The organism is Corallococcus terminator, assembly GCF_003611635.1.
Taxonomy (GTDB): domain Bacteria; phylum Myxococcota; class Myxococcia; order Myxococcales; family Myxococcaceae; genus Corallococcus; species Corallococcus terminator.
In genome coordinates this window covers 1-17,478 of record NZ_RAVZ01000208.1, presented here as the reverse complement: position 1 = coordinate 17,478, position 17,478 = coordinate 1, and the positions used below count along the sequence as shown (strand labels likewise).

General features: G+C 70.2%; 15 protein-coding genes. 9 read left to right on the top strand and 6 right to left on the bottom strand.

Translation table 11 applies throughout. The annotated features are described in order from the left end of the window. Together tssC and D7V88_RS26195 are read left to right on the top strand one after the other, a co-directional pair. Positions 1 to 1,400, top strand: a 1,400-nt coding sequence (gene tssC / locus D7V88_RS26200) for a type VI secretion system contractile sheath large subunit (protein ID WP_120543366.1), incomplete at its 5' end; no start/stop codon positions are given. 35 nt (positions 1,401 to 1,435) lie between these two features. Further along, on the top strand, positions 1,436 to 2,083 hold the full coding sequence (locus tag D7V88_RS26195) for a hypothetical protein (RefSeq protein WP_120543365.1): 648 nt from the start codon (positions 1,436 to 1,438) through the stop codon (positions 2,081 to 2,083). A gap of 52 nt (positions 2,084 to 2,135) precedes the next feature. Here the strand turns inward: D7V88_RS26195 and D7V88_RS26190 are convergent, their stop codons facing one another. Continuing rightward, positions 2,136 to 2,738: a hypothetical protein gene (locus tag D7V88_RS26190; RefSeq protein WP_120543364.1), complete on the bottom strand. Its 603-nt coding sequence runs from the start codon at positions 2,736 to 2,738 to the stop codon at positions 2,136 to 2,138. A 55-nt stretch (positions 2,739 to 2,793) separates the two neighbouring features. Between D7V88_RS26190 and D7V88_RS26185 the strand changes: the two genes are divergently transcribed. Genes D7V88_RS26185 through D7V88_RS26165 form a run of 5 tightly spaced genes read left to right on the top strand, consistent with a single transcriptional unit; the run spans position 2,794 to position 8,447 of the window. Beyond that, positions 2,794 to 3,765 (top strand): type VI secretion system protein IglI family protein, encoded by a 972-nt coding sequence (locus tag D7V88_RS26185; protein ID WP_147448876.1) that lies wholly within the window; start codon positions 2,794 to 2,796, stop codon positions 3,763 to 3,765. A 13-nt stretch (positions 3,766 to 3,778) separates the two neighbouring features. Continuing rightward, on the top strand, positions 3,779 to 4,732 hold the full coding sequence (locus tag D7V88_RS26180; protein WP_120543362.1) for a type VI secretion system baseplate subunit TssG: 954 nt from the start codon (positions 3,779 to 3,781) through the stop codon (positions 4,730 to 4,732). A 13-nt stretch (positions 4,733 to 4,745) separates the two neighbouring features. Then, on the top strand, positions 4,746 to 5,129 hold the full coding sequence (locus D7V88_RS26175) for a GPW/gp25 family protein (RefSeq protein ID WP_120543361.1): 384 nt from the start codon (positions 4,746 to 4,748) through the stop codon (positions 5,127 to 5,129). After that, positions 5,126 to 6,766, top strand: coding sequence for a hypothetical protein (locus D7V88_RS26170; protein WP_120543360.1), 1,641 nt, complete (start codon positions 5,126 to 5,128; stop codon positions 6,764 to 6,766). The genes D7V88_RS26175 and D7V88_RS26170 overlap by 4 nt, the downstream gene beginning before the upstream one ends. Positions 6,767 to 6,770: 4 nt before the next feature. Then, positions 6,771 to 8,447: a type VI secretion system baseplate subunit TssF gene (locus D7V88_RS26165; protein WP_120543359.1), complete on the top strand. Its 1,677-nt coding sequence runs from the start codon at positions 6,771 to 6,773 to the stop codon at positions 8,445 to 8,447. A gap of 13 nt (positions 8,448 to 8,460) precedes the next feature. Here D7V88_RS26165 and D7V88_RS26160 read toward each other — a convergent pair whose 3' ends face one another. The 4 genes from D7V88_RS26160 to D7V88_RS26145 form a co-directional block, all read right to left on the bottom strand. Further along, positions 8,461 to 8,844: a DUF4280 domain-containing protein gene (locus D7V88_RS26160; RefSeq protein WP_120543358.1), complete on the bottom strand. Its 384-nt coding sequence runs from the start codon at positions 8,842 to 8,844 to the stop codon at positions 8,461 to 8,463. After that, positions 8,844 to 10,526 carry an AMP-binding protein gene (locus tag D7V88_RS26155; RefSeq protein ID WP_120543357.1) on the bottom strand — a complete coding sequence of 561 codons (1,683 nt, stop codon included), beginning with the start codon at positions 10,524 to 10,526 and terminating at the stop codon, positions 8,844 to 8,846. Before D7V88_RS26155 ends, D7V88_RS26160 begins: the two co-directional genes overlap by 1 nt. Continuing rightward, a complete protein-coding gene (locus tag D7V88_RS26150; RefSeq protein ID WP_120543356.1) occupies positions 10,523 to 11,563 on the bottom strand; it encodes a hypothetical protein in 1,041 nt (346 codons plus the stop codon). The genes D7V88_RS26155 and D7V88_RS26150 overlap by 4 nt, the downstream gene beginning before the upstream one ends. Positions 11,564 to 11,703: 140 nt before the next feature. Further along, positions 11,704 to 14,040 (bottom strand): PAS domain-containing sensor histidine kinase, encoded by a 2,337-nt coding sequence (locus tag D7V88_RS26145; protein ID WP_158625158.1) that lies wholly within the window; start codon positions 14,038 to 14,040, stop codon positions 11,704 to 11,706. Positions 14,041 to 14,258: 218 nt separating this feature from the next. Here D7V88_RS26145 and D7V88_RS26140 point away from each other — a divergent pair, with 218 nt between their 5' ends. Further along, positions 14,259 to 15,371: a HEAT repeat domain-containing protein gene (locus D7V88_RS26140; protein WP_120543354.1), complete on the top strand. Its 1,113-nt coding sequence runs from the start codon at positions 14,259 to 14,261 to the stop codon at positions 15,369 to 15,371. 67 nt (positions 15,372 to 15,438) lie between these two features. Here the strand turns inward: D7V88_RS26140 and D7V88_RS26135 are convergent, their stop codons facing one another. Beyond that, positions 15,439 to 15,840, bottom strand: a complete 402-nt coding sequence (locus D7V88_RS26135; RefSeq protein ID WP_120543353.1) for a DUF1622 domain-containing protein — start codon at positions 15,838 to 15,840, stop codon at positions 15,439 to 15,441. Between the two features lie 309 nt (positions 15,841 to 16,149). Between D7V88_RS26135 and D7V88_RS26130 the strand changes: the two genes are divergently transcribed. After that, a partial coding sequence (locus D7V88_RS26130; protein ID WP_208726465.1) for a hypothetical protein occupies positions 16,150 to 17,478 on the top strand: 1,329 nt, incomplete at its 3' end.

Here is a 17,478-nt window from a genome sequence, read left to right as displayed (position 1 = left end):
CCGCCACCCAGCCGAGCCAACTGGTGGTCCCCGACGACGCGACGCCGGAGGAGCGATTCGTCTCCAGCCTCGCCGCCATGGTCCACAACATGGACCTGGACGAGGGCCGCTTCGACAAGCAGAGCGTGCAGGAGCTCGTCGGCACCATCGACACCCTGGTGGCGGACCAGCTCAACGCCGTGCTCCACGCGCCGGAGTTCCAGGAGGTGGAGGCGCAGTGGACCGCGCTCGCGGACCTGGTGAAGAACACCAACTTCAAGGCCAACATCGAGCTGAGCCTGCTGGATGTCTCCAAGGAGGAGGCCTACGGCGACCTGGAGACGAACGCGGCCGACGTGGCGGGTTCGGAGTTCTTCAAGAAGCTCTACGTCGCGGAGTACGACCAGTACGGTGGTGCCCCCTACGGCGCGCTGGTGGGCCTGTACGAGTTCGCCAACACGCCCAAGGACATGCTGTGGCTCAAGACGATGGGGAAGATCGCCGCGGCCAGCCACGCGCCGTTCGTGGCGTCCGTGGCCCCCAAGTTCTTCGGCTGCGACAGCATGCGGGAGGTGGCGCAGCTTCGGGACGTGTCCAGCCTGCTGGACTCCCCCAAGTACTCCGCCTGGAACGCGCTGCGCGAAACGGATGAGGCCGCCTACGTGGGGCTCACGCTGCCGCGCTACATCGTCCGGCCGCCCTACAACCCGGAGACCTACCCGGCCAACGGCATGGCCTTCACGGAGGCGGTGAAGGGCGACAAGGAGGAGGAGTACCTCTGGGGCAACGCGGCCATGCTGTTCGCGCGCAACTTGGTCCGCTCCTTCGAAACCTCCGGCTGGTGCCAGCACATCCGCGGCCCCCGTGGTGGCGGTCTGGTGGCGGGCCTGCCCGTGCACCTGACGCACCTGCGCGGCGAGGAGGAGATGAAGCTGCCCGTGGAGATGTCCATCCCGGACTTCCGCGAGCTGGAATTGGCCAACGGCGGCTTCATGCCGCTCATCCACAAGAAGGGCTCCGCGGAGGCTGTCTTCTTCAGCGTCCAGTCCCTCAAGCGCGCCACCGTCTTCGAGGATCCGAAGGACTCGGAGAACTCCCAGCTCGTCACCAACCTGGCCTACACGTATTCCATCAGCCGCATCGCGCACTACGTGAAGGCCATCATGCGCGAGAATATCGGCAGCACGGCGGGGGCCCAGTACATCCAGCAGCAGATTGAGCGGTGGATCTCCCGCTACGTCACCACGCTGGTGAATCCGGACGACCTCACGCTGCGCTACTACCCGTTCAAGGCCTACAGCCTCGCCGTGGCGGAAGTGCCCGGCAAGGTGGGTTGGTACCACTGCAACCTGTCTGTCCTCCCGCACATCCAGTTCGAAGGCATGAACGTGGACCTTCGCGTGGATGCGCGGCTCGGCTGAAGAAAAACGCAACACAACAGAGGAGGACCGACACCATGGGTGATGGACCGCTTGGCATTTCGTGTGAATGGCAGCAGACCATCCAGCAGCGCCCCCAGAAGAACGTTCCGGTGGGCTACCTGTTGGACATCAAGGGCATGGGCAAGGACGACGGCTCCTTCCCCAAGAGCACCAGCCTCTTCTACACGCCGTTCGAAGGTGAGCCCGCCTACGGCGAAGTCAAACTGGAGGCCGTGGGCGCCAAGAAGGCCGTGCGCTGCGTGGGCCTCATCACCCACCTGCACTGGGAGGGTGGGAAGCTGGACCCCATCGACTTCGTGGCGCTCATCTCTCCGGAGAACAAGCCGGACTTCACGGGCATCACCAACACGGAACTGAAGAAGCTCACGTTCTGGATCTGCGAGTGGGATAGCGCCGCGGGCAAGTGGTACGAGAAGTGTTACCCGCTGGGGGATGAGGGTGGCACCGCCAACGCACTGGTGGGCCGTCTCAACCAGCAGGGCAGCGAGGTGAACTTCAAGGTCTCCGAACCGGAGGCCGTGAGCGCCAACACCGACATCAAGTTCTGCCAGCTCACGTTCCAGGTCATCCCGGACAAGCAGAACCTCTGCAACTTCCACTACGGCCACAACTCGGCGGCCAATGATGTGTACGGCTGGGGCTTCAAGGAAGGCACCAAGTAGTCATTGACGGTGCTCCGGGTGGGGGGAGGGTGTTGGCCTCCCCCCGCCCGTGTCATGCGGGGGTGCCCCACTTGGTGATGCGGCGCTCCTGGGCATTGGTGGCGAACTCCAGCGTGGTGCTCTTCTTGGGTGCGGGCACCACCTGGAATTCGAAGCAGAAGAAGCGCACGTCGAGCTGTTCCGAGAGCGTGGTGGGCTGGTTGTCCAGGAACAGGCGGGGCGCGCCCTGCACGGTGTCGATGAGGGCCTCGGCGGTGTCCGGGCTCTTCAGGTGGGCGGCCTCGAACCAGGTGTCGCCGCTCTCGTCGAAGTCGATGACGGCCCAGGCCAGCTTCACGCGCAGGTTCTCCAGGGGTTGGGCGAAGTGGTTGAGCACGTTGGCCGCCGTGCCGCGTCCCACGTAGACGCGGAAGTCCATGGGCCCGGCGGATCCGCCGTCCATGTACAGCCGTTCAATCAGACCGATGCACTGCACCGTGGGTCCAATCTTGCCCACGGTGGGAGATGACAACGTCAGGTCACGCTTGAGGTTCAATCCACCGCAGCCGCTCCAGTCGAGCAGATAGCCCAGGGAGCCTCGGAAGCCGGGCCGGTATTGGAAGCCGGCGCGCCAGTCACAGTGGATTTCAAGAACGTCGGGCTTGCGGATGGGCATGGTGTGTCTGTCCTTGGCAATGAAAGACATGTATCATGAAGTGGAAAGGCAGACCATGCGAGACCTGAACCTGTGCCTCCGCCCGCTGGGGGATTCCCCCACGGAGCGCCTGGAGGCGCATGATCCGCGCTTCCTGGCGGTGGCGGACCTGGCGCAGCGGGAGGCGTACTCGGAGGCCGCGGACGCGGTGGAGGCATTGGACCGCGAGGGTGCGCACGAGGTGCGGCTGTCGGGCTACTACCTCTTCGCGACGCTGCGCGAGGAGGGGCTGTCGCGGCTGCCGGACGTGCTGGACACATTGGCGGCGCTGGCGAAGGGACTGGCGCCGCCGGAGGGCTCGCAGGAGAAGGCCGGCAAGCCCGCGGTGCTCTTCAACAAGGCGCTGACCTGGCTGTGCCAGACGCTCCTGAGCGCGCTGCGCTACCACCACGGCAAGAAGGACGCGACGTGGGAGGCGTGGACCAAGGGCTTCACGGACGGCAAGCGCCGCGACGTGCTGCGCGCCCTTCAGGACGTGCAGGGCCTGCTGGAAGGCAGCGCGTTCCGCACCGGCGTGCAGGGGCTCGCGGGCCTGGGCCAGTGGCTCCGGGAGACGCAGGAGCGTACGCCCCCATCCGTGGCCGCGCCCGCGGCGCCCGCCGCCGCTGCTCCCGCGAAGGGACGGGGCGCGAAGGCCACGCCTCCGCCCGTGCCGCCGCCGCCGTTCCCGCGCACGGTGGGGCCGTTGCAGCTTCGCGGGTCGGCGCACCTGTTGGAGCTGTGCGACAAGCTCAAGGCGTTCGAGGTGCTCATCGAACGGCGCGACTTCCAGAAGGCGGCGCTGGTGGGCGACGACGTGCTCCACACGCTGGAGGGGTTCGACCCCCGGCGCTATCTGCCGGAGCTGTTCTCCACCTTCGGGGGACTGCTCAACAAGCACGTGGGCGACATCCAGGAGCACTGGGAGCGCAAGGAGTCGGTGGAGTGGCGCACGCTGTCGCAGTTCTACCAGGTGGACCTGGCCGCGTTCGTGGGCCCGGGCGAGTGAGGCCGCCTCCGCCATGAGCGCCCTGCCGGTTCGGTTGTCCGCGCTGTCCCCGCTGGAGCGGCGCATCAGCGCGCGCGCGAAGGCGTTCGATCTGGGGCCGCTCCTGCGCCTCCTGGAGACGGAGGGCTACGGCCGGGAGCGGGTGCTGTTCGAAGGCAACCCGGAGCCCGTCGCGTCCGCGTCGCTGGTGGAGGCGGTGACGTTCCATGTCGCGCCGGTGCGGCGCGTGGTGGTGACGCTCAACCTGGGCCTGCTGGGCACGCCGGGCCTCTTGCCCAGCTACTTCCTCCAGGTGGCCGAGCAGCTTCCGGAGCCGGAGCCGTTCCTCGACTTCATCCGCTTCTTCGACCACCGGCTCCTGGCGTCGCTGGTGGACGCGCTGCACCCGGAGCGGGACACGGGGCTCGTGGGCGACTGGGAGCGCACGAAGGGCTTCTACCAGCGCATGGTGGGCCTGAATGCCCCGGCCACGCTCCAGTGGCTGTTCCAGCAGTTGTTCCCGGAGCTGCACGTGACGTGCGCCCGGCGCGCCTTCCGCACGCGCTTTTCCGGCATGCGGACCACCTTCGGGCCCACGCCGCTGGACGGCACCGGCTTCCTGGGCAACGCGTACGCGGCGGACGTGGGCGGCTTCCAGGTGGAGCTGTTCGCGGACGAGGAGGCGGACATGCGCGGCCGCAACTGGCCCGCGCTCGTGCGCCACCGCTTCCACCGCCACGTCCTGCCGCTGCTGGAGCCGGAGCGCATGCAGTTGGAGGTGCTGCTGACGGTGCGCGTGCACACGCTGTCGGCGCGGCTGGGGCCTCCGGGGCTGCTGGGCTACGAGCGGCTGCCGGGCGCGGAAGGCCAGCCGCTCCAGCAGCTCATCTACCTGGGCGACACTTCCGTGCCGGTGGCCGCGCCCGCGCGTCCGTCCGGCGAGCGCAAGGCGCTGTCCATGGGGCCGCCCCGCGCGGCGCGTCGGTAGGGGAGGCACGGGCATGGGCTTTCTGCACCGGAAGTTCCTGGGGCTGACGGAGACGCCGCGCGAGGCGGTGATGCGCAACCTTTCGCACCTGCTCCAGGCCAAGCGGGGCGCCGCGTCGATGCTGCCGGGCTTCGGCCTCACGGAGACGGGCTTCCGTTCGGACGCGGAGCGCCTTGCGGGCTTGAGCGAGGAGATCCGCGAGACGCTGTCGCGCTACGAGCCGCGCGTGGAGGTGGTGGAGATCGACGAGGACCCGGCTTCGGGCGGCGGTGCGCCCGGGCTGGTGGTGCGACTGCTGCTGCGCGACACCCGGGAGCCCATGGATCTGCTGCTCGGGCCGGGCGCGCGCACGCTTCGCGAGCGGCCCAGGGACGTGGAGTCGGAGGAGGGGACATGAAGGTCAAGTTCGTGGAGCCGCTGAAGACGACGCTGGAGCTCAAGGCGGGGGACAAGGCCTTCACGATTCCGGCGGGCAGCCTGAAGCGCCTGTCGGTGAAGGCGTGGTCCCACGGCTTCGAGGCGTTGGTGGAGTGGTGGGTGCACTGCTGCGAAGGCACGGACGAGGACACGCTGTTCGCCCCCTTCACCGACACGAAGCCGCTGACGGCGACGCTCAGCGTGGAGCGCCGGTACGGGGCGAAGGCGGAGGGCCGTTCGGATCCGGAGGCGAAGCCGCTGAAGCTCGTGGGGCGGGTGGAGGCGCGCGAGGTGCGTGAGCGCACCTTCGCGAACGTGAAGGACGCGCCGGTGATGCAGCGGCACTACCGCATCCGTCTGGTGGACCCGGCGGCGATGCTGTGGCGCCGCCACTTCCCCACGGGCGTGTGGGTGGACCAGTCGCTCAAGGAGGTCGTCGTCGCGAACACGCCCCAGGGCCTGGACGTGGCCTTCCAGTGGAAGGCGGCGGAGACGAAGCACCCCCTGCACACGCTGGGGCTGGGCGCGGACGACGACTGTGGGGCCAGCTTCCTGGACTTCGTGCACTGGGTGCAGGCGCGCTCGAACACGGGCCTGTTCCTGGATTACGCGACGGGCAAGTACACGCTCGCGGACGCGAAGCCGGAGGGCGGCGAGGCGCTGGAGCTGGCGCGCGACGACCTGCACCGCGTGGACCTGCGCTTCCCGGAGCCCCGGCGCGACGCGCTGTCGGTGCTCAACAGCTACGTGGACGCGGGCACGCCGCGCAAGCCGGTGGAGAACGCGGACGCGATTGCCGGCGTCCTCACCGAGCGGCTCATCACCTCCACGCTGGAGGACACGCTCACGGACCGGGTGACGCTGGAGACGGCGCGTCAGCAGTTGGAGGGCCCGCAGGTGCGCGTCACCTTCGCGCGCTACCCGCGCGTGGCGCTGGTGCTCAACGGGCTGTACTCGCTGGGGCCGGACGGCAGCAAGGGGCTGGCGACGCACAGCAAGCAGTACCGGCTGCATGCGCTCAGGCTGGAGGCCAGAGCGGTGGAGGACGACGCGGCGCACGACCCGGACGGCCTCTTCAACGTCTACGAGCTGTCGCTGAAGGGCACGCTGGAGGAGGCCGCGGACAAGACCTTCCGCCGCCCGGCCTTCCGCCCGCCGCGCTGGCCCTTCCTGGGCGAGGGGAGGGTGGTGAGCGAGGAGGGCAAGGAAGAGGAGCGCACCTACCAGGTGCGCCAGGACTCGAAGACGTCGGTGGAGTCGTACCGGGTGCGCCTGCCCCTGTGGGACAAGGAGATCCGCGTGCCGTACGAACCGCACCAGCAGCCCGGGCACTTCTACTTCCCGGCGGACAAGGAAACGCGGTTGCTGGTGTCACTGGGATACCAGGACGCGCGCCTGGATCGCTTCCTGGAGTGGCGGCCCGGGGCGCGGCTTCCCAAGGAGTCGCAGGGCAACCACCTGCTGATGGGCAAGACGGACCAGAGCGAGACCTCCATCCAGCACCTGTACCAGGACGCGAAGCCGCTCCTGCGCATCCAGCGCACGCAGGAGAAGGACACCCAGCTCATCGAGGTGGCCGAGGGCCGGATGTACCTGCGCGTCGAAGAGAAGGGGTGAGGCCATGAAGATGGACGAAGCGCTGTACGCGTCGTTCCTGGAGGAACTCCAGGCGTTGGAGAAGTTCCGGTTGGGCTACACGGCCCTGCACCCGGCGGCGCCCCTGGACGGCGAGGACGCGGACGTGCGGCGCCTCACGGAGGCCATGGCGTTGTTCACCGCGCGCACCCGCCGCGCGGGCCAGCGGACCCTGGAGCGCAGCACGCTGCGGCTGTTCCAGCAGCACTTCGCCTACCTGCTCAATCCGGTGCCCGCGATGGCCATGGTGCGCGCGGAGCCGGACGCGCGCTTCGTGGACGCCGCGGACCTGCCCCGGGGCACGCCCTTCCTGCTCAACCCGGGGGAGACGGGCGGGCCCACCGGGCCGCTCACCCTGCGCACGCTCGCGCCGCTGCGGCTGTTGCCGGTGCGGCTCACCCAGGCGCGGCTGGAGCGCCAGGGGGATGAAGGCGCGCGACTGCGGCTCGTCTTCGAGGGCGGCTTTCCGCGCAACGACGACCCCGGCGTGGTGCGGCTGCACATCAACCACCTCAACGACTTCCGGGCCGCGCTGGCGGTGTTCTTCCAGTTGAAGTCGTCCTTCCGCTCCGCGACGGTGAGCTTCGATGACGGGGACGTGGAGCACGAGGTGAAGCCCTTCGACGCGCACGAAGGGCCGGTGCGCTTTGGCGCGCCGCCCCCGGTGCCCGTGGAGGGGGAGGTGTCAGAACATCCGCTCCAGCGGCTGCGGCAGCTCCTGCACTTCCCGCAGCAGGAGCTGTTCCTGGAGACGCGCATCCCGCCCGCGCCGCGCAACTGGCAGGGCTTCACGCTGAGCCTGCGGCTTTCGGGGCGCTGGCCCTCGGAGCTGGTGCTCACCCGGGATTCGTTCGTGGCGCACGCGGTGCCGGTGGTGAACCTGCAGCGCGCCATGGCGACGCCCATCGAACATGACGGCACGAAGGAGCGCCACGCGGTGCAGCACCCGGAGCTGGCGGCGGGCTACCGGCTCAACGCGGTGGTGGGCGTGTACCAGCTTGGGGCCAAGGGCATGGTGCCCCTCAGGCCCGGCGCCATCGCGGGTGGCCCGGAGACGTACGAGATGGAGCACGAGGGCCACGGCCTGTCGCGCACGGCGTGGCTGAACGCGGAGCTGCCGGACGCCTTCCTGCGGCCGGTGCGGCTGGGCGTGGAGGGCCTGTGGCACCAGCCCCTGCCGCCGCGCTTCGATGCCCGGGGCTACCGGCCGGTGCTGGCGGATCGCTTCCTGGAAGGCGTGCCGTGGAGCCTGGTGGGCACGGTGGCGCCCGGGGGCGACAACCCGGTGGAGCACGGGCAGCAGGCGCTGTTGCAGTTGCTGGCGCTGCGCACGCAGCGCTTCCTGGGACGCGAGGACCTGGTGTTCCTCCTGGAGGTGCTCGGCGTGCGCGCGCAGCGCTACTTCCGCGACCTGCTGCCATCGCTGACGGAGCTGACCGTGAAGCCCAAGCCCTTCGCCCGGAGCGCGGCGGGCTTCAAGTACGTGTACCAGTTGGGCTTCGGGCCCATGGACGCGTCGCTGCTGCCGCTGGTGGACCTGCTCTGCGGACGGCTGGTGGAGCTGCTCGCGTGCTGGAGCGCGGAGGACGTGGTGGAGCTGGAGGTGCGGCTGCCCCAGCGCGAAGCGCCGCTGCGCTACGTGCCCCGGCCCGGAGGCGGGTGAGGCACGCGGCGCCTCACTTCAACTGCGCCTTCATCTGGGCGGGCACGTTGATCTTGATGACGCCGCCATAGGCGCAGGTGCACGAGGAGTCGCTGGTGAGCGCGGGCTTGCCCTTGATGCACACCTTCGAGGCGGCGGGCACCCAGGGCGTGGTGACGGGCATGCACGGCATGGGCGTGAGGACGCCCAGCGCGGCGGCGGTGGCGGCGGCCACGGTGGGGTTGGCTGGCGACTGACACATGCCGAAGGGCGGGATGTTCATCGCCGGCACGAAGTCCATCATCGTGGCCGAAGGGGCGGCGGACATCACCCTGTTGGCGGGCAGCACCGACAGCGCGGATGGCGCCGCGCCGAAGGTACATTGGAGGAGGGCACCGGACACGACCTGGCTTCCCATCAGCTTGGCTCCAACCGGGCGCGCAGGGTGGTGAGCGCCTGGAACAAGGGGTCCTGCGACTTCATGCGCAGCGAGCCCGTGAGGTACTGCGTCCTGCACCAGTCCTCGTCCACCGGCCCGTCCACGACGCTGTCCACCCGCCGGGCGTGCAACGCGAAGCGTTCGATGCGCTCAGGCAGGGCGTCCGCGCCCAGGCCCTGCTCCAGGCGGCGGCGGAGGTCCGCGTCGGTGACGGTGACGTCCGGGGGCAGGTCCCCGGTGAACACCAGCAGCACGCCGCGGTACGCGTTCGCCATGCCGCTCACCGGCACGGCCAGGCCCACCGCGTCCAGCCGGGGCCCCGGCCCTTCGCGCAGCACCTGGGACATCTCCGCGAAGGGGAACACCCGGCCCTCGCGGCGGGGCTCTCGCGCGCCGGCGTAGTGGTACTGGCCTCGCACGCGGGCGAGCACGACGTGCGCGGGGGGCCGGCCCTTGTCGGGCAGCGGGGTGAAGAGGCCCGCGTCTCCCACGGCGTCCTGGCCGCTGTCGGTGAAATCCCGCAGGGCCCAGGTCCGCCCGGGCGTGGGCAGCGCGTCCGTGTGCACCTCTCCCACGCGCCTTGGGGAGCACAGCACCGCGCCGCCCCACGTCGCGTCCACGGACACGTTGCCGCCGGGCACGCTGGACAGCCCGCAGGCCTTGAGTCCGTCGCGCCACGCCTGGAAGTCGAACGGGGCCTGCGGATCCCTGAACCACAGGCCCACGTTCTTGAGCGTCACGCGCGAGCGGGCCAGCAGGTCGCGCAGGCCGGGGGTGACGCCCAGCGCGCGCACCGGGTGCTCGGTGAGCAGGGCGGGCGTGGCCTCCAGGTCCTGGGGCTCCACGTGCAGGTACGTCGCGCCGCGCAGGAGCGTGGTGAAGTACAGCGCGGGCAGGTGCTGGAGGGGGGCGAAGCCCGGCGCCGCCAGATGGTCGCCGGGGGACAGGCCGAAGGTGATGAGCCCGTCCACCAGGGCGCCTCGCCACGCGTCCCCGGCGGTGAGCGGCACGGGCACGTCGGAGGGGGACGCCAGCGGGGAGAACAACAGGCCCACCGGCTCCGCGGGCTTGTACGTGTACGACGCGAGCGCGGCTGGCACCTGGGTCTTGAGCGGCAGGAGCGTGCCCGCGAAGGGGCCCAGCAGCGGCGCCTGGTGCGGTTCGGCGGCGATGTGCTGGGGCGCGAGCGCCGCGAGCCTGCGGGCCACGAACGTGCGGGCCCCTGGCGGCAGCAGGCTCACGCACGCGCCCAGGCCCAGCGCGGCGCACAGCGCCATCATTAGATCCGGGCCTGGGGGCAGCAGCAGGCACAGCTTCGCGCCGGGCTTCACGCCCAGCCCCGCCCAGGCGGTGGCCAGGCGCGTGGCCTGATCATGCAGTTGGCGGTAGCTCAGCGTGCGCCAGCCCTGGGTGCGCGAGTAGCTGCGCAGCGCGATGCGGTCCGTGGTGGCGTGGCGCACCACCAGGTCGTGGAAGAAGTCGTGGTGCTGACCCGCGCGGCTCTTGAACGGAGGACTCCGGCCGGTGTGTACGGGGGTGAGCGCGGCGACGAAGCCGTCCGGATCCTCCCAGCTTCGTTCGAGCCACGCGGGCGGGGTGCCCACCAGGGGCGGCGTGCTGCCGTCGAACGCGGCGAGGATGACGCGCGGCTCGAAGGTCATGGCTGGGGGGAGGACTCAGGCTCGGGGGGAAGCAGCTCGCGCGTGGGCACCGGCTCCACGTGCTGCGCGGGGCGGCGCTCCGGCCGCGTCTGGAACTCCTCCAGCCGCAGTTGGGGCACGGGCTCCGGGAGCGTCTCCATGCGCGGAGGCGGTTCGCTGCGAAACGACACGCCCAACAGCACCCGGGCGATGGGCGTGCCGGGAGTGTTGCCCAGCCCGGGCCCCGCGAGCGCGTGCAGCTCCAGGCCGTCGGAGAGCGGGATGCGTCCGCCGCCGAGCACCTCCACGGAAGGCTGGGACATGTCCGCCGCGAAGGCCGCCTTCACGGCCAGCTCCCCGCGCAGCCCCAGGCCGGAGGTGGTCACCCCGGCGCCCAGGCGGACCTCCAGGGCCTGCCCGGTGGCGCCCGGCGCGGAGAGGGGGTTTCGCGAGCGCAGGAGCACGCCGGCCTCCAGCGAGGGCTTGAGGCTTCCCACCTGCGTGCCCACGTGCGCCAGGGCCCGCACGCGCAAGCCGGAGTCCCGCCCCAGCACCGCCGCGCTGCCCAGCGGCAGCCCCAGGCCCAGGTCCACGGCCAGGTCCACGGGCTGGTCGTCGCGCCGGGACAGCACGCCCAGCCGGGCCTGCACCTCCGGCGTGCCCAGCCCCTGCGACGCGAGCGGCGTCAGGCCCACCGTGCTGGGGTCTTCGCCCTGCTGCCACAGCACGATGGGCACCTGGGCGCCCACCTCCAGCCACGGCAGCACGCCGTAGCTGCCCGACAGCACGGCGGAGGCCCGGTTGCGCACGAGCTCCAACTGGCGCTCACCATTGAGCAGCACCAGGGGCAATTGCTGATACTGCCCCACGAGTCCCACGCTCAACCCGCCGGGCACCAGCAGCTCTCCATTGCGCAACACCGACAGGCCGCGGCCGACGTTGACCTCCAGGTGCTCCAGGTCGAAGCCGGGCAGGGTGGACTGGGCCCGGGCGGGCAGGCTCCCCAGCAGGAGCGCGACGAGGGCACCGTGTTTCAGCGGGAACTTGGGCATGGGCATGAGGGCGCTCCGGCCGCTTCCGGCGGGACGCGCACCGCGAGCCTCATGATACCCAGACAGCGGCGCGAAACATAGTCAGGGGCCGTCGGGAATGAGCAGGAAATGGGTCGCGAAGGCCCGGATGCAAGGGGTTGGAAGACTCAGGGGGTCCTGGTGTTCCGGGCGCCCAGGGGCAGCTCCATGATGAAGGATGCGCCCTGGCCGGGCTGGCTCTCCGCCCGCAGCGTGCCCTGATGCGCTTCGACAATCTGTCGCGTGATGAAGAGGCCCAATCCCAGACCTCCATAGTGACGTGTCGAAACAGCGCGGGTGAATTTATCGAAGATGGCCTGGAGGCTTTCCGGTGCGATGCCAATGCCTTCGTCCTTCACGCGAAGCCTTGCCATTCCCTGGGCCCGCTCCACCGTGACCGTCACCGGAAGCCCCGCGCCGTATTTCAGTGCATTGGAGATAAGGCTGGTCGTCACCTGCTCCAGCCGGTGGCGGTCCCACTGGCCCACCACGCCGGGCAGCGCCTGGAGACGCAGGTCACAGCCTGCCTTCGCCGCCTGGGGCTGGAAGCGCTCCACCACCTCCTGGACCACGGAGCCCAGGTCCACCGGCTCCAGGCGCAGCGGCGCGGCCGGGCCCGTCAACTGCGTCACCTCCAGCAGGTCATTGATGAGCGTGGTCATCTTGCGGATCTGCCCGGAGACGCTCTCCGAGGTGCGCACCACGCGCTCGCGCAGGGACTCCAGGGAGTCGGCCGTCTGTGCATCGCGCACCAGGGATTGGAGCTTGAGCTGCAAGGGCGTCAGCGGCGTCTTCAATTCATGGGACGCCACCGTCAGGAATTCGTCCCGCAGACTCACCGCGTGCTGCAATTGGGCCTGTGTCTTTCTCAGCTCGCTCACATCCTGGAGGGCCAGCAGCACCGCCGCCGGACGGCCGTGCTGGGCGGGCAGGGGCGCGGCCTCCACGAGCAGCGAGTAGCGCCCGGTGGGCGTGTGCCAGACGACGGGGGAGGCGTGCACCGGCTCTCCGCGGGCGGCTCGGACACCCGGCACCATGTCGCTGCGCAGCCTCCGGCCCGCCTCGTCCGTGAAGAGGTGCGTGTCCGCGTAGCGTTCAAGCTGGAGGCCTTCGGGAACGTCGCTGCCGGCCATCTGCCGGGCCGCCTGGTTGGAGAACAGGGCCCGGCCGGTGCGCGGCTCCATGAGGATCAGCGCCACGGGCGTCCGGTCCAGCACCGCCTCCAGCCACTGCTGCTGGTTGCGGAGCGACGCGGCCCATTCCTCCAACTTCTCCCGTGCCGCCACCTTGTCCGTCACGTCGACGGCGAACGACAGCACGGAGTCCACCCGTCCGTTCACGTCGCGCATCGGCTGGTAGACGATGTCGAAGCGGCGCGGCACGCCCTTCCGGGTTCCGTTGAGGTCGGTGGCGATGGGCACCTCCTTCTGGGTCTGCTCCTCTCCGGTGGTGAAGGCCCGCTCCAGGAGCTCCGAGTACTCATCCCCGGCCGGGGCCAGCTCCCGCAGGGACTTGCCGGTCAGGTCCATTCCCCCCGACAGGCGCCGGTAGAGGGGATTGACCAGGGTGAAGCGCTGCTCCGGGCCCGACAGGATGGCGATGGACGCGGGCGCGCTCATCAACACGGAGTGCAGCCGCGCCCGCTCGTTCTCCACCTGCGCCTCCGCCTGCCTGCGGTCGGTGACGTCCTCCGCCGTGGACACCCACTCGCGGATGTCTCCTTCCTTGTTGAAGACGGGCACGGCGCGGCCCACCACGTCCCGGTAGCCGCCCGTATGGAACTTCAGGCGGAACTCTCCCCGGTAGGACGCACGCGTGCGCAGGGAGTCCACCCATCCCCGCACCACGCGCTTGCGGTCCTCCGGATGGATGGCGGCGAGCCAGCCGAGTCCCAGGTGTTCCTCGTGCGTCTGGCCGGTGAAGGCCAGCCAGCGCGGCGCGGGCTCAATCACCTCGCCCCGCTTGTTGGTGGTCCACACCGGCTGCGCCATGGCTTCCACCAGCGAGCGGTAGCGCTCCTCGCTGGCCTGGAGCGCGTCGTGGGCGCGGCGTTGTTCGGTGACCTCCACGACGATGATGCCGATGCCCAGCAGCACGCCCGAGGGCGTCCGCATGGGGTAGTAGCTGGTGAGGAAGTGGCGCTCCACCCCCGCGGCCTTGGGCGTCGCGCCGCTGAGTTCGAACGTCCGCGCCTCTCCGCCATCCATGATGTGCTGGTATTGGGGCCGCAGGATGGCCCACAGGTCGGGGAGGAGTTCCTGGACCTTGCGGCCCAGGTGGGCGGCGCGCGGAATGCCGTTCATCTCCGCCAGGGCTTCGTTGACCTGGACGAAGCGCTGTTCCAGGTCCACCACGGCGAGGCCCACGGGCGTGCAGGCCACCAGGGTCTCGAGGAGCAGGCGGGATTGCGCTTCGGTCATGCCCGCGTTGGCCGCGCTGTCGAAGCTTGCGCTGGGACTTTCCACGCGCGCCTCCCGGGCCCACGGCCCCTTCCTGGCAAGCGGGGAAGCGGGGCCCCGTGACGCCGCCTCCCACCGCTGAAGTGGCCTGAACTGGAGGGTGTGCATCCCCGGGCGTTCCTGGCATCCACCGACCGCCCAGGGGCGCAGCCGCTGATTGGCCGGTCCCCGCGCGCCGTGTCTGCCTTCCTGCCCTTCGCAGGGGGGACTACAGTCCAGACACCATGAACGACCTTCGCAAGCTGCTGCCCGTGGGCCTGCTTCTGTGCTCCGCCTGCGCCACGCCTGCCCGGTCCACCGGAATGGCCAGCCTTCCGTCCACGCCCGCTCCGGTCGAAGTCGCCAGCCCTCCCGCGCCCTCTCCCCTGTATCTCTTCGAAGGTGTGGAGGTGTTTGGCATCCGCAAGCTCCCCCGGGAGGAGCTGCTGAGGCTCATTGGCATGCCCACGCCCGGTGCGCGCTTCAACCTGGAGGCGGGGGAGTTCACGCCGTACCTGTTGGAGAGCAAGCCGCGCCTGCTGGCGGCGCATCCGCTGCCGTTCTGCCGCTATTCCATGGTCACCTATCCGCCGACGCACACCTTCCGCGTCACCGTGGATCTGATTGAACCGGGCGACGAATGGCGGATGCGCTTCGCCCCTGCGCCCACGGGCACGGTCGAGGACCCGGAAGGACTCATCGCCGCGTGGGGCGCCTACCAGCAAGCCTACTGGAAGCTCCGGCGCGAGGGTGCCGTCAGTGAGACGGCCCAGGGAGGATGCCAGGCCCTGACGTGCTACGGCGGCTTCAACCATCCCCAGCTCGCGCCGCTCGAAGCGAAATTCATCGACGGGGTTCCCCGGAACGCCGAAGCGCTGGTGCGCGTGCTGCGCGAGGACCGGGACGATTCGAAGCGGATGACCGCCGCCATCCTCCTGTCCTACGTGCGCTCGCGCGAGGAGCTGGTGCGCCACGTCAGCCCCTCCGTGCATGACCCCTTCGAGGGCGTCCGCAACGAAGCCCTGCGACTGCTGGGCACCGCGCAGCAGGGACAGGCGAAGGCCCTCATCCCGCTGGAGCCCGTGCTGGAGGCGCTGTGGTTCCCGCTGTCCAGTGATCGCAACAAGGCGGCCTGGGCGCTGGTGCGCATCGTGGAGACGGAAGGCGCCGCGCGGCGGGAGCGCATCCTCAACCAGGCGGGGGAGGTGTTGGTGGAGATGGCGGGCATGCAGCAGGCCATCGACCGGGAACCCGCGCGCAAGGCGTTGGCCATCCTCGCGGGCCGAGACCTGGGCGAGGACGTCGCGGCCTGGCGTGAATGGGTGAAACGCACTCGCACCGCGCCCGCCACCCACTGAGCAAGGCAACATGTCTGGATTCAGACCGTCAGCCCGGAGGCGACCCGGGGGCCCTCCCCGTGTCTGCTCATGGCCGTGGCGGTCTTGAATCGTCTGCTGTTGTATCCACGCGGGGACGGTCTTCGTCGTGCCGCCCCTGCTGCCAGGGCCAGCGTCCTGCAATCTCCACTTCCAGTGTGAAGCTGAGGAAGGTCCGGATGAGGACGATGAGGCCCAGGATGAGGACCTGTTGCAGCGTGGGCGTCTCGGTGACGGTGCGGATGATGTCCGCCGCCACGAGCAGCTCCAGCCCCAGCAGGATGGCGCTGCCCAGGTAATGGCGCAGCACGCGGTAGCCCTCCTTGCGCTGGGCTCCCCGGTAGCGCACGGCGACGAGCCCCATGGCGGCCACCGCCCCCACCACCATCACTCCCACGCCCGCGCCCTCGAAAAGACGCGCGGCCAGGGCCACGAAGTCGGTGAATTGCATCACGCCCCCAGGCAGGAGGATGGCGTGCGTCCTCGCGGAGGGTGAGGGGAGCAACCAGGGGGGAGGTGGCGCATGCCCGCCCGTGAGGCTTTGGACATCAATGCCTTCCAGGGCGGGATGAGCGTCAGGTTTGACACATTGATGGGCAACGACTGACGCGCTTGCAGTATTGACGATGACGAGCTTTCTGCTTCATTGTCGCCGCGCGAAGCACCAAGACATTCTTGTTCTGCGGGTCCGGGGGGATGCCGTGACACAGCAGCTTGAATCCAGACGGCCATTGCCTTCGTGGGCAGCCGGTGAGGCCGCGTGATTCGCGAGATCCTCAGTGGCTTGCTGTGGCAGGGCCGGATGGCCTTGCGCAGCGGTGACGCGCGCGTCTTCGCCGCGCATGGCTATGTGGATGAAGGCTACCGGCCCTCGCGCGTGCCGTTCTTCTCCGTCGTCGGTCCGCTGGGGCTCCATCCCGAACCCGAGCGCGAGAACGGCCGCACCGCCACGTCCACCGTCCGTATCCCGGGCCACCTCATCGGCAGGCCCCGGGGCTCGGCGGACAGCGTGCCCGCGGGCGGTGCGCTCAAGCTGCGGCTGGATGGCCTGGCCATGGTCACGCTCACGGGCCTTCCGGGCGGTTCGTTCGGCACTGCCACCACCGGCCCCGCGCTCGTCGCGGCGCTCAACACGAAGCTCTCGGGCGCGCTCGCGGGTGGACAGTTCCAGGACCTGTCCGGGGCGCCGCTCACGGATCCGCTGCTGCTCGCCGCGCTCGCCGCCGTCACCTGCCGGTGGGACGCCGAAGGCGGGCGGATCGCGATCAGCGCGGACCCCGGCATCCCGTCGCTCGACTTCCGCTCCAGCGTGGAGGTGCTGCCCGTGGCCGCCAGCATCGCGGGGGCCCTGGGATTGGAGCCTCCGGAGCGGGCCCAGGAAGGGCGCGCGTACCTGAGCCGGCTTCGGGCGCCCCGGGCGATGACCGTCGATGTGCAGGTGGACCTGTGGGCGGCGTCGCAGGTGGACCTGGCGTCTATCATGGACACTGTCGCGCTCTCCATTCCCACGCGCGGACAGATGATCCTCCGCCCGTCACTGCTGGGCGAGGACGTGCCGGAAGGCGCCACGAAGGTCCGCCTGCTGTCTCGCGGTGAGCCCACCCTGCCCACGTCCCTGGCGCACCTGGAGGCAAGCGACCAGGGGCAGGAGCGCGCTCGTGGAGGCCGCGTGGACCTGACGCCGGGGGCTTCCTGGCTCCCGTCCTCCGGCGGCCTGCTCCTGTCCGGCACCGGGACCGCCGCGCTGCGCGTCCACCCCACGCCGGTGGTGCCCGACGCCTTCCATCCGGACAACCCCGCGCCGGACGGACTCTCGCTTTCGTTGGGCCTCCAGGTCGCCCCGGGCGCGGTGGACGCCCAGACGCTACCGGTGTTCGTGCTGCTCGCGCAGGCGCAGCCGGTGCTGCGCCTGGTGCTGCGCTACGTCCAAGTGGGCACGCGGCTGTGGGGCGAAGTGGTGGCCACCGCGACGCTGTCGCGCGACGGCGGCACGCAGGTCGCGGAGACGCGCTGGCGCCTCGCCTCGGAGCGGCTGGAGGCCGGGGTGGTGCTGCACGCGCGGCTGGAGGCGCGGGAGGGCGTGGTGTGG

Excerpts from the sequence above, each read along its gene's own strand:
- D7V88_RS26195 (WP_120543365.1), top strand. The coding sequence starts at position 1,436 with ATGGGTGATGGACCGCTTGGCATTTCGTGTGAATGGCAGCAGACCATC.
- D7V88_RS26190 (WP_120543364.1), bottom strand. The coding sequence starts at position 2,738 with ATGCCCATCCGCAAGCCCGACGTTCTTGAAATCCACTGTGACTGGCGC.
- D7V88_RS26185 (WP_147448876.1), top strand. The coding sequence starts at position 2,794 with ATGCGAGACCTGAACCTGTGCCTCCGCCCGCTGGGGGATTCCCCCACG.
- D7V88_RS26180 (WP_120543362.1), top strand. The coding sequence starts at position 3,779 with ATGAGCGCCCTGCCGGTTCGGTTGTCCGCGCTGTCCCCGCTGGAGCGG.
- D7V88_RS26175 (WP_120543361.1), top strand. The coding sequence starts at position 4,746 with ATGGGCTTTCTGCACCGGAAGTTCCTGGGGCTGACGGAGACGCCGCGC.
- D7V88_RS26170 (WP_120543360.1), top strand. The coding sequence starts at position 5,126 with ATGAAGGTCAAGTTCGTGGAGCCGCTGAAGACGACGCTGGAGCTCAAG.
- D7V88_RS26165 (WP_120543359.1), top strand. The coding sequence starts at position 6,771 with ATGAAGATGGACGAAGCGCTGTACGCGTCGTTCCTGGAGGAACTCCAG.
- D7V88_RS26160 (WP_120543358.1), bottom strand. The coding sequence starts at position 8,844 with ATGGGAAGCCAGGTCGTGTCCGGTGCCCTCCTCCAATGTACCTTCGGC.
- D7V88_RS26155 (WP_120543357.1), bottom strand. The coding sequence starts at position 10,526 with ATGACCTTCGAGCCGCGCGTCATCCTCGCCGCGTTCGACGGCAGCACG.
- D7V88_RS26150 (WP_120543356.1), bottom strand. The coding sequence starts at position 11,563 with ATGCCCATGCCCAAGTTCCCGCTGAAACACGGTGCCCTCGTCGCGCTC.
- D7V88_RS26140 (WP_120543354.1), top strand. The coding sequence starts at position 14,259 with ATGAACGACCTTCGCAAGCTGCTGCCCGTGGGCCTGCTTCTGTGCTCC.
- D7V88_RS26135 (WP_120543353.1), bottom strand. The coding sequence starts at position 15,840 with ATGCAATTCACCGACTTCGTGGCCCTGGCCGCGCGTCTTTTCGAGGGC.